17 protein-coding genes are annotated in these 14,755 nt (G+C 63.5%); 4 read left to right on the plus strand and 13 right to left on the minus strand.

From position 1 onward, the window contains the following. Together EOB59_RS21580 and EOB59_RS21585 are read right to left on the minus strand one after the other, a co-directional pair. A partial coding sequence (locus tag EOB59_RS21580) for a hypothetical protein (RefSeq protein WP_128289193.1) occupies positions 1–617 on the minus strand: 617 nt, incomplete at its 3' end. Positions 618–620: 3 nt separating this feature from the next. Further along, positions 621–1,733, minus strand: a complete 1,113-nt coding sequence (locus EOB59_RS21585) for an endonuclease/exonuclease/phosphatase family protein (RefSeq protein ID WP_127381151.1) — start codon at positions 1,731–1,733, stop codon at positions 621–623. 189 nt (positions 1,734–1,922) lie between these two features. Between EOB59_RS21585 and EOB59_RS21590 the strand changes: the two genes are divergently transcribed. Next, a complete protein-coding gene (locus EOB59_RS21590) occupies positions 1,923–2,483 on the plus strand; it encodes a BA14K family protein (RefSeq protein WP_127270702.1) in 561 nt (186 codons plus the stop codon). 101 nt (positions 2,484–2,584) lie between these two features. On the opposite strand, the gene ilvC is transcribed toward EOB59_RS21590, so the two are convergent. From ilvC to EOB59_RS21605, 3 genes are all read right to left on the minus strand, one after another. After that, a complete protein-coding gene (gene ilvC / locus EOB59_RS21595; RefSeq protein WP_128289194.1) occupies positions 2,585–3,604 on the minus strand; it encodes a ketol-acid reductoisomerase in 1,020 nt (339 codons plus the stop codon). 25 nt (positions 3,605–3,629) lie between these two features. Beyond that, positions 3,630–4,283, minus strand: coding sequence for a TetR/AcrR family transcriptional regulator (locus EOB59_RS21600; RefSeq protein ID WP_127398661.1), 654 nt, complete (start codon positions 4,281–4,283; stop codon positions 3,630–3,632). Positions 4,284–4,430: 147 nt separating this feature from the next. After that, entirely contained in the window at positions 4,431–4,889 is a 459-nt protein-coding gene (locus EOB59_RS21605; RefSeq protein ID WP_128289195.1) for a MarR family transcriptional regulator, read from the minus strand. Positions 4,890–4,983: 94 nt separating this feature from the next. Between EOB59_RS21605 and EOB59_RS21610 the strand changes: the two genes are divergently transcribed. Next, entirely contained in the window at positions 4,984–5,709 is a 726-nt protein-coding gene (locus tag EOB59_RS21610; RefSeq protein ID WP_128289196.1) for a glutathione S-transferase family protein, read from the plus strand. Here EOB59_RS21610 and EOB59_RS21615 read toward each other — a convergent pair. Further along, entirely contained in the window at positions 5,657–6,838 is a 1,182-nt protein-coding gene (locus EOB59_RS21615) for an NAD(P)/FAD-dependent oxidoreductase (RefSeq protein WP_245486698.1), read from the minus strand. The genes EOB59_RS21610 and EOB59_RS21615 overlap by 53 nt on opposite strands. Positions 6,839–6,973: 135 nt before the next feature. Beyond that, positions 6,974–7,384 carry a helix-turn-helix domain-containing protein gene (locus EOB59_RS21620; protein WP_127398968.1) on the minus strand — a complete coding sequence of 137 codons (411 nt, stop codon included), beginning with the start codon at positions 7,382–7,384 and terminating at the stop codon, positions 6,974–6,976. Positions 7,385–7,519: 135 nt separating this feature from the next. Between EOB59_RS21620 and EOB59_RS21625 the strand changes: the two genes are divergently transcribed. Further along, positions 7,520–8,413 carry an SDR family oxidoreductase gene (locus EOB59_RS21625; protein WP_128289198.1) on the plus strand — a complete coding sequence of 298 codons (894 nt, stop codon included), beginning with the start codon at positions 7,520–7,522 and terminating at the stop codon, positions 8,411–8,413. Between the two features lie 58 nt (positions 8,414–8,471). Here the strand turns inward: EOB59_RS21625 and EOB59_RS21630 are convergent, their stop codons facing one another. Both EOB59_RS21630 and EOB59_RS21635 read right to left on the minus strand, forming a co-directional pair. Continuing rightward, complete coding sequence (locus EOB59_RS21630; protein WP_127272417.1) at positions 8,472–10,391, minus strand: potassium transporter Kup; 1,920 nt, start codon at positions 10,389–10,391, stop codon at positions 8,472–8,474. Positions 10,392–10,495: 104 nt separating this feature from the next. Continuing rightward, a complete protein-coding gene (locus EOB59_RS21635) occupies positions 10,496–11,236 on the minus strand; it encodes a pyridoxine 5'-phosphate synthase (RefSeq protein ID WP_128289208.1) in 741 nt (246 codons plus the stop codon). A 135-nt stretch (positions 11,237–11,371) separates the two neighbouring features. On the opposite strand from EOB59_RS21635, the gene EOB59_RS21640 reads away from it, so the two are divergent. After that, entirely contained in the window at positions 11,372–11,794 is a 423-nt protein-coding gene (locus tag EOB59_RS21640) for an STAS/SEC14 domain-containing protein (RefSeq protein WP_127320514.1), read from the plus strand. Here the strand turns inward: EOB59_RS21640 and EOB59_RS21645 are convergent. The 4 genes from EOB59_RS21645 to nthA all read right to left on the minus strand — a co-directional run bounded on the left by EOB59_RS21645 (position 11,787) and on the right by nthA (position 14,684). Next, positions 11,787–12,914, minus strand: coding sequence for an ATP-dependent RecD-like DNA helicase (locus EOB59_RS21645; RefSeq protein ID WP_128289199.1), 1,128 nt, complete (start codon positions 12,912–12,914; stop codon positions 11,787–11,789). The genes EOB59_RS21640 and EOB59_RS21645 overlap by 8 nt on opposite strands. Positions 12,915–13,058: 144 nt before the next feature. Beyond that, positions 13,059–13,418 carry a nitrile hydratase accessory protein gene (locus EOB59_RS21650; protein ID WP_127381144.1) on the minus strand — a complete coding sequence of 120 codons (360 nt, stop codon included), beginning with the start codon at positions 13,416–13,418 and terminating at the stop codon, positions 13,059–13,061. Further along, entirely contained in the window at positions 13,405–14,064 is a 660-nt protein-coding gene (nthB, locus tag EOB59_RS21655) for a nitrile hydratase subunit beta (RefSeq protein WP_127396475.1), read from the minus strand. Before nthB ends, EOB59_RS21650 begins: the two co-directional genes overlap by 14 nt. Then, positions 14,061–14,684 (minus strand): nitrile hydratase subunit alpha, encoded by a 624-nt coding sequence (nthA, locus tag EOB59_RS21660; RefSeq protein WP_128289200.1) that lies wholly within the window; start codon positions 14,682–14,684, stop codon positions 14,061–14,063. The genes nthB and nthA overlap by 4 nt, the downstream gene beginning before the upstream one ends. Positions 14,685–14,755 lie beyond the last annotated feature (71 nt).

Consider the following 14,755-nt stretch of genomic DNA (forward strand, 5'->3'; position numbering starts at 1 on the left):
ATCTCCGGCTCGGTCTCGGCGGCAACGAAGGCTGAGATGCGCCTGGCGATCTCGTCGGCAGGCGCCGCCGCGTGGTAGCGGCGAAAGATCACCGTGCCGCTGCTGGTCGACATGGCATGGTAGCGCTTGCCGCGTTCCGCACCTGACAGGTCGAGCCCGGTTTCCTCGCGCACCTCACGGATCATGTTGAAATCGACGTCGACCAGCCCATCGCGAAAATCGATCGGCTCGAACGAGCCGGCGGCGAAATAGACGCGGCCGGCGTTGACTGTGTGAGGACCCATGCGGATCGCCACCAGCGCATTGTCGCCGGCCACCAGCATGGCATGGGCATAGGCATGCTCGGCGCCCGAATTCTCGCGCCGCTTCCGCCACAGCATGAACGTCGAGTAGTTGACCGCATGGCAGCGGCCGATGAGACGGCTGTCGCGGTAGGCGAGTTGCGACAGCAGCACCACCATGCCGTCGAACAGCGCCGGATTGGTAGCGATTTCGTGCTGCCAGTTCTCGGCGATCGCCTCTGCATTGTCCCTTGCGAAAGGGTGCGGACCGGGATCGAGCCGGACGTCGATGTCGTCGACCGGCAGGATGACGTTGCGCGGAAGGTCGAAACTCATGCGTCAGGTCATGTCCAGCGTGATCGCCACTGGGCAATGGTCCGATGCCTTCGGCCGGTCCCAGCCGGCGCGCGGAAACCGGTCGACCTCCTGCCCCGGCGGAAAGATGGTGCGCCAGGGCTGGCCGTTGCGGATGATGTCGGGAACGGCCGTTGCGTTGCTGGCGGCGAGCCCCTTCGACAACAGGATGTAGTCGAGCTGGCACAGATGCCGCTCTTCGGGTCCTCGCGTGTGGTAGAAACTCCAGCGGTTCATCTCCGGCCGCCGCTCAACGACATTTTCGCAAAAGCCGCCTGCCGTCAGCACGTTGATGCAGGACAGGGCTTCGTCGACCACCTCGAAGCGATAGCCGTCGATCGCATCGCCGGCCACCTTCACGCGCTGGCGATAATCATTCATGTCGCCGCATATTGCCCAGCTCTTGTCGGCGGCATAGTCCTTGCCGAAGCGCTCCTCGATGATGCGGCGCACGGCCTGCGCCTCTGCGATGCGCACCGGCATCGTCGCCTCGCGCCCGTCGAGCCCGTTGCGCGGCGAGCCCATCGACTTGAAATGCACGAGATAGAGCGTCAGCGGCACGCCGCCCACGGTGATGTCGATCTCCAGGCAGTCGCGCCGGAAAATGCGCTCATTGGCCTGATTGCCCAGTGCCTCGAGTTCCGGCGTGTGCAGCCCGAACTGCTCGTAGGTGACATAGGCATGGCTGGTCATGCGCACGAATTCGATCGGCTGGCCCTGCGCGGTCTCGTTGCGCATCATCACGGCAACGTCGATGCCGCGCGAATCATTGCCCGATGTGGTGTATTTCTGCCGGTAGCCCTGCCCCACCATCTTGAACAAATAGCCGTATTCGAAGGCCTTCAGCGCTTCGATGTTGTCGACCTCCTGCATGCAGATGATGTCGGCGCGGGTGGCAGCGATCGCCAGCGCCGTCAGTTGGCGCGTGTCGTCGGACTGGGCGATGGCGCGGGCCTGCTCCAGGATCCTGTATTCCGCCTCGCTCTGGATATCGAACAGCGCCAGCGTTCGATCCTCGTTGAGCTGGTTGCGATAGCCGGAAAAATCGAACCTGTTCATCAGGTTCTCGACATTGAAGGTGGCAAGGCGCAGCGACATGCCATGACCTTTGCCCGCAAGTGCTTCGGAAAACAAGCGCGCAGGACCACCATCTGAGATCGATTGGTCCTGGGTGCGTTCGCGTCATGGTTGACGGAACCTTTCCGTTCATCCGCCGTTCAGATGCAAACATCCATTGTTGCCCCATTCCTCGGGTGGGCGCGGGGCCTGTAACTCTTGGAGAGTGCAATGAATTCGCTCTTTTCTTCCACGGTCAAATCGGGGCTGATAGCCCTCGGTATCCTTTCCGGCGTCACGGCACCGTCCGCCGCCGGACCGATCATGCAGCCGGATCTGTCGATACCCACCAGCACGGCGGCGCCGAATGTCACGCCTGTCCGCGACAGCTGGGCGGGCGGCAACAACCGTCAGTTCAACAATGATTGGAGATGGCGCCGGTCGGGCAACTGGAACGGCGGCCGTCGACACTGGCAGGGCGGCGGCGGTCACTGGAATGGCGGAGACAACTGGCGTTGGCGCCATGGTCGCCATCACTATCGCGGCGGCCGTTATTACGATGATGGCGCGAGTGCCGCGATCCTGGGCCTTGGCCTGGGGCTCGGCCTCGGCAGCATGTACAACAATTACGACTACTACGATCGGCCGGCGCCGCGCCGCTACTACCGCGCGGGACGGCTTTCGAGCGCCCATGTCCAATGGTGCTACAACCGCTACCGGTCGTACCGGGCCTACGACAACACCTTCCAGCCCTACAACGGCCCGCGCCAGCAGTGCTACTCACCCTATTGAGCTGACCTGTAGCTGAGCTGACCGACAGAATGAAAAACGGCGCCACTTGGCGCCGTTTTTGTTCATGGAAGCCGCTGTTTTCGAGCGCTTGTGGATTTCGCTCAGTTCTTGGCCTTGTCGACCAGCTTGTTCTTGGAAATCCAGGGCATCATCGCGCGCAGCTTGGCGCCGACTTCCTCGATCTGGTGGCTATCATTGTTGCGGCGGATGCCCTTGAAGCGGGACATGCCGGCGCGGTATTCCTGCATCCATTCCGAGGTGAATTTTCCCGTCTGGATGTCCTTCAGCACGCGCTTCATCTCGGCCTTGGTCTCGGCGGTGATGATGCGCGGACCCGAGACATATTCGCCCCATTCGGCGGTGTTCGAGATCGAGTAGTTCATGTTGGCGATGCCGCCTTCATAGATCAGGTCGACGATCAGCTTGACCTCGTGCAGGCACTCGAAATAGGCCATCTCAGGCGCGTAGCCGGCTTCCACCAGCGTCTCGAAACCGGCCCGGATCAGCTCGACCAGACCGCCGCACAGCACGACCTGCTCGCCGAACAGGTCGGTCTCGCATTCCTCGCGGAAATTGGTCTCGATGATGCCCGAGCGGCCGCCGCCGACGCCGCAGGCGTAGGACAGGGCCAGGTCGAGCGCATTGCCCGAGGCGTCCTGGTTGACGGCGACCAGGCACGGCACGCCGCCGCCCTTCTGGTATTCGCCGCGCACCGTGTGGCCGGGACCCTTCGGCGCGATCATGACGACGTCGACCGTCGACTTCGGCTCGATCAGGCCGAAATGCACGTTGAGGCCGTGCGCGAAGGCGATAGCGGCACCATCGCGGATATTCGGCGCGATCTCGTTCTTGTAGATGTCGGCCTGCAGCTCGTCGGGCGTTGCCATCATCATCAGGTCGGCCCATTTGGCGGCGTCGGCCACGCTCATCACCTTGAGCCCATCGGCTTCGACCTTCTTGGCGGTCGCCGAACCGGCCTTGAGACCGATGGTGATCTCCTTGGCGCCGGAATCCTTGAGGTTGAGCGCGTGCGCCCTGCCTTGGCTGCCATAGCCAATGATGGCGACCTTCTTGCCCTTGATCAGATTGAGATCGGCATCACGATCGTAATAGACGCGCATTTTGTCTTCCTTCCCGTTTTATGAATCAGAGGCCCTGCGGCCCGGTTTTTGCTCCGAAAAGAGCGAGAAACTGCTGCGTCGCGCGCGCGGCATCGCCGCCGATCGCCGCCTCAGTCAATTCCAGCCGGTCGCCAAGCAGCAGACGGATCTGCACGTCGCGGGCGACCAGCCCGAAAAAGGTGCGGAACGCCGTCTCGGCATCCGCAAAATCCAAAAGCCCGGTCCGTCGGCCGGCCTCAAGCACCGGCTTCAACCGTTTGGCCAATGCGAAGCGGCCGTTCTCAAGCACCACGGCGCCGAGATTGTCCTTACCCGAACCGGCATGGCTGACCGCCACCCGGTTGAGCGCAATCGAGGTGTCACTGGAGATCACCTTAAGCCAGTCCGAGGCAAAGCGTTCGAGGCTTGCGGTCAGCGAGGCAAGATCGAGCCCCTTGCCGTCAACCGGCGCCACCCGCACTTTCGAGGCCTGCCACTGCACCGTCGCCGTCAGCAGCCCGTCACGGTCGCCGAACCATTTGTAGAGCGTTTCCTTGGAGCAGCTGGCGCGGCGCGCCACGGCGGTCATGGTCAGTTGATCGCCCTCTTCGACCAGCAGCCGCAACGCTGCGTCGAGCACGGCCTTCTGTCGCTCTGTCAGCGCTTCGCTGGTGTCGATCTCGGGCACGCTGTGCAACACGCTCTTCTCTCGAAAGGTCGGGCCACCGGTCATTCCGATATGCCGTACCGTACGTTACGGTTCGGCATATTGCGCAATCCGAGGCCGCGCGCAAGAGGGCGGGCGCAAAATATCTGCAAGTGATGCGTTGCCGCGCGACAAGCCTCGCTAATCGGAGGCTGGCGGATGGCGCAATCGTCCAAGCAGTGCGGAGACCCTGGTCAATTCATCCGCCGACAGTTTGGCGCCAACCAGTTCGGTGATCGACCGTCCGTAGACAGCCCACATCTGGCGGCGTGTCTCGCGGCCATTGGCGGTGATGCGGATGGTCTGGCCACGACCATCATCGGCCACCGTCAGTTTCTCGACGAGCCCATCGGCCTCGAGCCGGGCCAGCAGGCGCGAAATGTTGTATTGCGCGAACAGAGTGCGCTCGATGAGCTGGAACGGCCGCAGCCCGCCCTCGCCCGCCTCAGCGAGCTCATGCAGCACGTCGTACCAGGCAAGCGGCGGCAGGCCGGCGGCCTTCAACGCTTCTTCAGCGCTTTCCATCAGCTGGCGCGAAACGCGCATCAGGCGAGCCCAGGCCTTGATGGCTTCTGGCGAAGGCGTGGCTTTCTCGGTCATGGCCAAGCATAGGCAGTAGATGCATTTGCATCAAGCTTGACGATCGATGCATGTGCATCTATATAGATGCAAATGCATTAACCTTGGAAACCTCATGGCACACAAGCTCATCCTCGTCAGCCATCACCTCTGCCCCTATGTGCAGCGCGCCGCGATTTCGCTGGCCGAAAAGGGCGTGCCGTTCGAGCGCATCGATATCGACCTGGCCAACAAACCGGATTGGTTCAAAGTGATCTCGCCGCTCGGCAAGGTGCCGCTGCTGCGCGTACAGCGAAATGGCGAGGAAACGGTCATCTTCGAATCGGCCGTCATCCTCGAATTCCTTGAAGAGACGCAAGCCAATCCCCTCCACCCTGCCGACCCCTATGCCCGCGCCCGTCATCGCGCCTGGATCGAGTTCGGTTCGGCAACCCTCAACGCCATCCGCCGGTTCTATTCAGCCTCGACCGAAGCTGGCTTCCTGGCCGAATCCAGCGCGCTGTCCGCCATGTTCGATCGCCTCGAAGCCGAGCTGGCGGACGAGCCCGGCGGACCCTGGTTCGCCAGCAAGCACTTTTCGCTGGTCGACGCCGTTTACGGTCCGGTCTTCCGCTACCTCGATGTCTTCGACCGCATCGGTGATTTCGGCATTCTGGACGGCAAACCGCTCGTCCGAGCCTGGCGCAAAACGTTGAGTGAGCGCCCGTCGATCAGGCAAGCCGTGGCGCCGGACTATCCGCAGCGCCTGCATGCTTTCCTGCAAGCGAAGGGATCGCACCTTTCAGGCCTCATTGGCCAAAACGATCCAGCCACTTCGCCTCCGTCAGCCCAATTCGCTTGAACGGGTCGATCACTGTTCCCGCCACCATTGAGGCGAGAAACTGCGGCGCCGGCGGGATTTTTGCCACCGTCGCCACCAGCCTGTCGCGGATGAAGGGCAGCGCCACCGAATCCGACTGGTAGAACGGCGTGAATGCCAGCGACAGCGCCTGGAAGATGCGGACATGCCAGCGCCGCGCCTTCGCATAGGCCTCCAGTGCTGCCTCGACGTTTGACGCCCGCACCAGCGCATGGCTGAGCGCCGCCGCGTCGAGCAGCGCCATGTTGCCCCCTTGCCCGAGTTGCGGACTGGTGGAATGCGCCGCGTCGCCGATGACGGCCAATCGCCTACCGGCCGGAAGCTTCATCGTGTGGTGGCCGTAGCGGGCCAGCGAGAGCTGGTCGAAACTGTCGATCTGGCTGGTGAACGCCTCGCTCTGCGGCCACAGCCGGACCACCCTTTCCTTCCAGGCGTTCAGGCCGCGAACGCGCACCTCATCGGCATCCGACGGCTTCAGGCTCCAGAAGAAGGCCGCCATCTTTTCAGCGCCCGGCTCCGGCCGGCCGATCGGCAGCACGCCGATCATCACGCTCGCTTTGTCGTAGCGTTGCAGCAGCGCGTGCTCGTCGAAACCATCGCCACGCCAGCCGAGCGAGGCCCAGAACGCACCGTAGGTGAGTGGCCGCGGCTCGCCTGGAGCGCTTTCGCGGCGCAGTTTCGAGTGCGAACCGCTGGCGTCGACGACCAGATCGAACGGCCCTGCCCTCCGCCCGTTGCCACAGATCAGCGTCGCCCGTTCGCCGGTCTCCAGGGCCTCGATCTCGACGCCGGTCTCGATGGCGATCGCCTCGCTCTGCGCGGCGCGGAAAAGCACGCCGAACAAAGCCGCCCGGTGCACCGCCAGCCCGAAGCGGCCACCGCGTTGCGCATCGTAGCGGACATCGAGCACCGTGCGGCCAGTGGAAGCATCGGCGCCATGCAGGCGGTCTATGCGGCTGCCCAGCGCCAGTATGTCGTCGAGCAGGCCAAGACCGGCCAGCACCGTCAGCCCTGTCGGCTGAAGAATCAGCCCGGAGCCGACCGGCTTCGGCTCATCGAAGCGCTCGAACACGGTGACCCGATGCCCGGCACGCCTGAGATAGAGCGCCATGGCCAGTCCCGCCGGCCCGGCGCCTGCAATTGCGATGTCGTAGGAAATGCCAGTGCCCCCAAAGCCGGATTGGCCGGGACAATCCTTCAGCGGCGGGACGAAATCAAGCCGTCACCAACGGCTTTGCGCCGCTGGTCAGCCCTGGGCGGCGTCAAAATCGGCGCGTGCGCCGCGCACCGCATCATGATTGAGCTCGGCCCACAGGATCAGCTGATGCAAGGCGCCGAACATCGATTGTCCGAGATCGGTCAGGCTGTATTCGACGCTCGGCGGCTTGGTCGGGAACACCTCGCGATGCACATAGCCGTCGCGCTGCAAATCGTAGAGCGTCTGCGTCAGCATGCGCTGTGAAATGTCCGGCACCAGCCGCCGCAACTCGCCGAAGCGATAGGGCTGCTCGGCCAAAGCCATCATCAGCAGCGAGCTCCATTTGCCGCTCACGCCCTGGATGACCTCGCGGACCGGACAATTGGCGAAGTTGCCGCCGCCGGAGACCGCCTTGTAGACCTCCAACTTCGATCTCAGATTGACGATCTTGCTGTCCACCGCTGGTTCCCTGCGCGTGCCTACCTCCCGAAAAACTGCCTTCTTTACGGCTCTGGGTCAATTCCTATTTTAGTGCTGGTCTCTTTTTGAGACCGCCACTCGAACCGCCTTAGCGGCGCAATGTCAGGATCTTCCATGACCCAAACCCTTCTCGTCACCGGCGCTTCCGGCCAGCTCGGCCGCGGCGTCATCAACCACCTGCTGGACACGTTCAAGGTCCCCGCGGGCCGGATCATCGCCACCACCCGCAATCCGGAAAACCTTGCCGAGTTGGCGGCGCGAGGCGTCATCACAAGGGCGGCTGACTTCGACGACACGCTATCGTTGGAGGCTGCGTTCAAGGGCGCCGACAGGGTGCTGATCATCTCGACCGGCGAGATCGACCTGCTTCACGGCAAGCGCCTGAGGCAGCACGAGAACGCGGTTGCCGCAGCGAAGAAGGCCGGTGTTTCCCACCTTCTCTACACCTCGATGCCCAACCCGGAACCGGTTTCGCCGGTGCTGTTTGCCAATGATCACTACGGCACCGAGCAGGCGATCAAGGCGAGCGGCATTCCCTACACGATCTTCCGCAACGGCTGGTACCAGGAGAACCTGTTCATGGCCCTGCCGCACGCGATCGCTTCGGGAAAATGGTACACGTCCGCCGGCGACGGCCGCATGGCGCACGGTGCGCGCGACGACATGGCGGCAGCGATCGCCGCCGGCCTCGCTGCCGCGTCAAGCGAAAGCGAAACCTACACCTTGACCGGCCCGCAGGCCTACACGACGGCCGAGATCGCCGCCCTGGTAAGCGAGGTCACCGGCAAGCCGCTCGAGGTCGTGCCGGTTTCGGATGAAGCCTTGACCGAGGGCGTGAAGGCGGCTGGCGTTCCCGAGGACTTCGCCCGCATCATCGTGTCGTTCGACGCCAACACGCGCGCCGGCCGTATCGCCATGGTGACCGACGCAATCGAGTCGCTTTCGGGCAGGACGCCAAAGACGTTGAAGCAATTCCTCGAGGCCAACAAGGCCGCCCTGGCCGGCTGAAGCGGAGTGACATGGACTGTGCCGGACGGCACAGTCCATTCGCCGATCCGGCAGGTGCCTAGATCGCCACCTGCGTGCCGATCTCGACCACGCGCCCGGTCGGGATCTGGAAGTATTCCGTTGCGTCGGCCGCCGTTCGGGCCAGGCCGATGAACAGCCGGTCCTGCCACACCGGCATGCCGGAATTGGGCGAGGCCTTGAGCGAACGCCGCGAGAGGAAGAACGAGGTCGTCATGATGTCGAACTTCCAGCCCTGCTTGCGGCAGATCGCCAGCGCGCGCGGGATGTTGGGCTGCTCCATGTAGCCGAAGGTCAGCGTCACGCGCATGAACAGCTCGTTGACGGTCTCCATCTTGACCCGGTCGCTGTCGGGCACCACCGGCTGCGGCGCGGTCACCACCGAAAGGATGACGTTCTGCTCATGCAGCACCTTGTAGTGCTTCAGGCTGTGCATCAGTGCGGTTGGCGCACTGAGCGGATCGCTGGTCAGGAACACGGCGGTGCCTGACACCAGCTGAGGCTTCTTCTTCAACAGATTGCCGGCGAGGAAATCCAGCGGGATCTCGTTGCGTCGGGTCTTGTCGAACAGATAGCGGCTGCCGCGCACCCAGGTCCACATGGCCAGCACGACGGTGAAGGCCACGGCCAGCGAGGCCCAGCCGCCCTCGAACACCTTGACGATGTTGGAAGCAAAGAAGCCGACATCGATGAAGCCGAACAGCGCCGTAAGCGAGATTGCCACCCACAGCCGCCATTTCCAGATGCGCGTCATGACGACATAGAGCAGCACCGTCGTCACCAGCATGTTGCCGGTCACCGAAATACCGTAGGCCGACGCCAGCCTGCTGGACTCGCCGAAGCCGACCACCAGCATCATCACCACCAGCGCCAGCAGAAGATTGACGCGCGGCATGTAGATCTGGCCGGACTGTTTCTCCGACGTGTGCAGGATTTCGAGCCGCGGCAGCATGTTGAGCTGCACCGCCTGCCTGGTCAGCGAGAACGCGCCTGATATCACCGCCTGGCTGGCGATGACGGTGGCGGCGGTCGCCAGCACGACCATCGGGATCAGCGTCCAGCCTTCGTTCATCTCGAAGAACGGATGGCCGACGACGCCATTCTTGGCCAGCACGAAGGCACCCTGCCCGGCATAATTGAGCAGCAGGCAGGGAAACACGATCGCCAGCCAGGCCAGCACGATCGGCTTGCGGCCGAAATGGCCGAGATCGGCATAGAGCGCTTCGGCGCCGGTCACGGCGAGAAAGATGGCGCCGATGGTCACGAAGGCGACATCGGGCGAATTGATCAGGAAGGCGACGATATAGTGCGGACTCACCGCCCACAGGATTTCCGGGTCGGCGATGATGTGGTTGAGGCCGGAAAGGCCGATGGCCAGGAACCATACCGCGGTCACCGGACCGAACACCAATCCCACCCCGCCCGTGCCAAAGCGCTGCACCGCGAACACCATGGCAAGGATGACCAATGTCAGCGGCACGACGTAGGGCTGGAAGGTCGGCGTGACGACATTCATGCCCTCGACCGCCGACAGCACCGAAATCGCCGGCGTGATGACGGCGTCGCCGAAGAAAAGCGATGCCCCCACGATGCCGATAGCGAGCATCAATGCTGAACGCTTGGGGAAACTGCCGCGCGCCAGCGCCATCAGCGACAGCACGCCGCCCTCGCCGCGGTTGTCGGCGCGCAGCACAAACATGATGTATTTGATGGTGACGATGATCGTCAGCGACCAGATGATCAGCGACAACACGCCGAGAATATCGCCGCGCTGGGCGACATTGCCGCCCGAGGACGCCACCAGCGCCTCGCGAAAGGCGTAGATCGGGCTGGTGCCGATATCCCCATAGACGACACCGAGCGCGCCCAGCATCAGAACCTTGGTGCTGTGCTGTTCGACTTCCGAATGGCTCGATTGTTCGACGGGTTCTGCCTCACTACCAGTGTTGGTAAGGGCCATGGACGACACTCCGATAAGCGCGCGGTGCTCTACGCTTGCTGCGATGCAATATCAAGTGCCGTCGCGTAATGGCTGCCATGCCTGCCGCGCCAGGCTGCCCATCGCTACCATCCGCAGGCCTTGAGGAACCGACCCACCGTGCCGGCCATGCCATACTCCAGCGCGTCGGCTGTCAACCCATGTCCGATCGACACTTCGGCCAATGCCGGAATGCGCTTGACCAGCGCCGGCAGATTGCCGACCACGAGATCGTGCCCGGCATTGACCTGCAGCCCGGCGGCAAGCGCCGCGTCAGCGGTTTTTCCCAATCTTTCCAGCTCTTTGGCCGCTTTGGCGGAATCTGTGTGATAGCTGCCATATGGACCAGTATAGAGCTCGATGCGATCGGCACCGGTGTCGCGTGCGGCCGCCACCCAATCGGGATCCGGATCGGAAAACAGCGACACGCGAAAGCCCCCTTTTTTCAAGCGTTTGACGATCGGTGTAAGGAACGCGGCCTGGGTGGCGAAGTTCCAGCCATGGTCCGATGTCGCCTGGGCCGGATCGTCCGGCACCAAAGTCACCTGCTCAGGCTGATGCTTTTCCACAAGCAACAGGAAATCCTCGGTCGGATAGCCTTCGATGTTGAATTCCGCGCGCGGAAACTCGTCGTCGATCAGCAACCGAATCTCAGGCAGATCGGAGTTTCTTGTGTGCCGCTCGTCGGGACGCGGATGCACCGTCAGCCCATGCGCGCCGGCCGCCAGCGCAATGCGGCCGAGGCCGGTCACGCTTGGCCACGGCAGGTCGCGCCGGTTGCGCAGCATGGCGATGGCATTGAGGTTGACGGAGAGCTTTGCAGGCATGCGGGCGGCCTCGGAAATCATTCAACGCGCCCACCTATAATGCCTTTGACGGGAACAGTAATGCCTTTGGTGGGAACAGACTGGGGGTTTCGGGTGTTCCAAGCCTGATGAACGAGCCGGGAAAGGAAAGCGCCGATGAATTTTCTCGATGAGGTTCCGGCAATTCGCCGTATCGAGACCAGCCGCGACGACCTTTTCGCCATCGATGTCGTCGGGCACGTTTCCGCGGCCGACGGTGAAAATCTTTTCGGGCTGCTGGAGGCAGCCTATGCCCTGCATCCGCGCATCGATGTGCTGGTGCGCCTCGTCGACCACGATGGCGTCGACTGGGCCGACATCGCGGACGAGACCCTGAAGCAGGGCGCGATTCATGCATTGGAACATGTCGGCCGTTGCGCAACCATCGGCGAACCGGACTGGATAGCGGACGCACAACGCTTTCTGCCGTCCCCCCCGCCCGTTGAAATCAGGCACTTCAAGGCGGAGGACGAGGCCGCCGCCTGGCAATGGCTTGCCGCGCAGCCTATCGGGGCAACAGCATCCGGCGCCCCTACCTGACGATCGTCAGCCGCTCGGCCGCCCGCGTGATGGCGGTGTAGAGCCAGCGCTGGCGGGTTTCCTTGAAGGCCCAGCTTTCATCAAACAGCACGATCTCGTTCCACTGCGAGCCTTGCGCCTTGTGCACGGTCAGCGCGTAGCCATAGTCGAAATCGTCGAAGCGCTTCTTCTGCTGCCACGGGATGTCGGCATCGGGATCCTCGAACGCCGCCTTGAGCAGCTTGATCTTGGCGACGCCGCGATCCGGATCGTCCTCTTCCGGCGACACCAGAAGGTTGATGCCGGGCTTCACCGTCTCGCGCGACGAGGTCATCACCTTCCACAGCGAGCCATTGAGCAGGCCCTTTGCCGGATCGTTGCGCAGGCAGACCAGCTTGTCGCCGGCCTGCGGATAATCGGCGTTGAAGCCCTTGAGCTCGCGCAGCCGCTGATTGTAGCGGCGACGCGTGCGGTTGGTGCCGACCAGCACTTGGTCCGCCTTCAGCACCAGCTCCTGGGTGACGTCTTCCTTGCCGATCACCTGCGCCGTGCCATAGTCGCCACGCATGAATTCACGGCCCTCGCGCACATCGAGCGCCAGCCGCAGGATCGGGTTGTCGCGCGCCTGCCGGTGGATTTCGGTCAGCAAAAAATCCGGCTCGTGGTCGGTGAAGAAGCCGCCACCCGAGATCGGCGGCAGCTGGCCGGGGTCGCCCAGCACCAGGATCGGCGTGCCGAAACTCATCAGGTCGCGGCCGAGCTGCTCGTCGACCATCGAGCATTCGTCGATGACGACCAGTTTCGCCCGCGTAATCGGGCTCTGGCGGTTGAGCGAGAAGGTCGGCGACATCGACGTCTTGCCGGTGACCTCGTCGGCCACCGATTCCTCGCCCTTCGGCCGGTAGATCAGCGAATGGATGGTGCGCGCATTGACCGCACCCTTGGAGCGCAGCACCTGCGCCGCCTTGCCGGTGAAGGCGGCGAACTGCACCTGGCCGTCGACATGTTCGGCGAAATAGCGCGCCAGCGTCGTCTTGCCGGTGCCGGCATAGCCGAACAGCCGGAACAGCTGCGGCTGGCCGGTCTTCAGCCATTGGGCGACCGCCTTCAGCGCGTCGTCCTGTTGGGGAGAGAATTCCATCAGCGCGAGAGACCGGATTCGCAAGGGAAAGACAAGACAGCCGCCACCATCATCGATGCGCCGGGACGCTTCAATGCCGCCGACGGGTCAGGCTATCAGGCGCAGACAAGAACGTAAAGGGAACATACAAGCTCACCCCACGCCTTATCGAATCGGCTGGGGATCGTTTTCCAGCAGGATCGGCTTGCCGTGCGGCGTGGCATGCGCGGCGCGCTCCCAGGCTTCAGCCATGGCGTCGACATCCGACTTCGCGGCCAGCCCTTTGGTGGCAAGCAGGCTTTCCAGCGCGGCCAGCCAATGTTCGTAATAGTCATGGCCGTCAGCCGCGGCGCCTGGCTTCTTCACTTCGATCGACAGCGCCTGCGCCCACTCGCTCCACGAAAACAGGCCCTTGTCGTGCAACGCCACCGTCATGGCGAACGCCTCAGCCTGCCACGGCTCGGCAAACACCGGCGCATCGACGCCCGGCGGCAGCTCGGGCAGATCCGTATCACGCCGGCTCAAGATAGCTCTCCCAGGCGTCTATCGAGACGCTCAGCGTCGGGTCGGCGCCCTCGCCCCAGATTTCCGGCCCTTCGAAAACCACGGTGTAGACCCATTGCGGATTTTCGCCGTGTCCATGCGCGTTGCTGTCGGGGAACACGAAACCGTCGTGCACCGTCTCAATCACCCCCTGCTTGGCGCGCGCATAGCGCGGCAGCCGCGTGTGGCCGGTCGGGTTGAAGTTCTTGGTCCGCACGGGATCGCCGGCCTTGAACCGCGCCGGCTGCGCCACCGGCCGGTCGCAAGGACCACCCTTGGCCAGCACTCCAGGCACATTTTCTGCCTTCAACACCCTCTTGGGAGTCGCTGCCGGATCGACTGCCTTGCCGGCTTCGAGATCGCGCTCGCTGACGAAGCCATGGCGCTTCAACAGCACCTCCAGCGCCTTGATCCATATCTGGTAGTAGCTCGATGAATAGTAGACAGCCGGATGCAGCGATTCCCGCGCGTGCCGGCTCTCGTCGATGTTCCACGCGCCCATGGCGCCGGCAGTCAGCGTCACGCCGAGCGCCCGCCTTTCCCATGCGGCATGGAAATACGGCTCGTCCTTTTCGGGCGCGACGGGGCCGAACCCCATCTGCCCGCCGAGATCGTGCGGCCCGTTCATGCCGGCTGCCCCTCTATTTCAGGTCTTTGGGCCAGGCCGGTCCCGATCATCGCGTCACGGCTGACCAGCTCCGCCAGCCGCTCCTCGCTCCAGCCCTCGGTGCCCTCAGGCCGCATCGGCACGACGAGATAGCGCAGCTCCGCGGTCGAATCCCAGACGCGTATTTTTGTCCCGGCCGGCAGCGTCAGTCCAAATTCTTCCAGCACGCCGCGCGGATCGATCACCGCGCGCGAACGATAGGGCGGCGCCTTGTACCAGACCGGCGGCAGGCCGAGCACCGACCACGGATAGCAGGAGCACAGCGTGCAGACGACGAGATTGTGCGTCTCCTCGGTGTTGAACACCGCCTGCATGTGCTCGCCTTGGCGGCCGGTATAGCCCCGCGATTCGATCGCCGCCGTCGCGTCGAGCTTCAGCCAGTCGGCAAAGCCAGGATCGCTCCAGGCTTTCGCCACCACCCTGGCGCCATTGCGCGGGCCGATCTTCGTCTCGTAGGTGTCGACGATGACGTCGATCGCGGCCGGATCGATCAGCCCCTTCTGAGTGAGGATGGTTTCCAGCGCGCGCACGCGGGCGGCAAACGGATCGAGTTCGTTGTCGTGGTCATGATCGTGTGACATGGCCGCAAACTACGTTTCCAGTGATGCCGCCGCAAGCGCAACGGCTTGGGCCAACGGCACATGGCGCTGGC

The sequence above is a fragment of the Mesorhizobium sp. M7A.F.Ca.MR.176.00.0.0 genome, assembly GCF_004023165.1.
Lineage (GTDB): Bacteria > Pseudomonadota > Alphaproteobacteria > Rhizobiales > Rhizobiaceae > Mesorhizobium.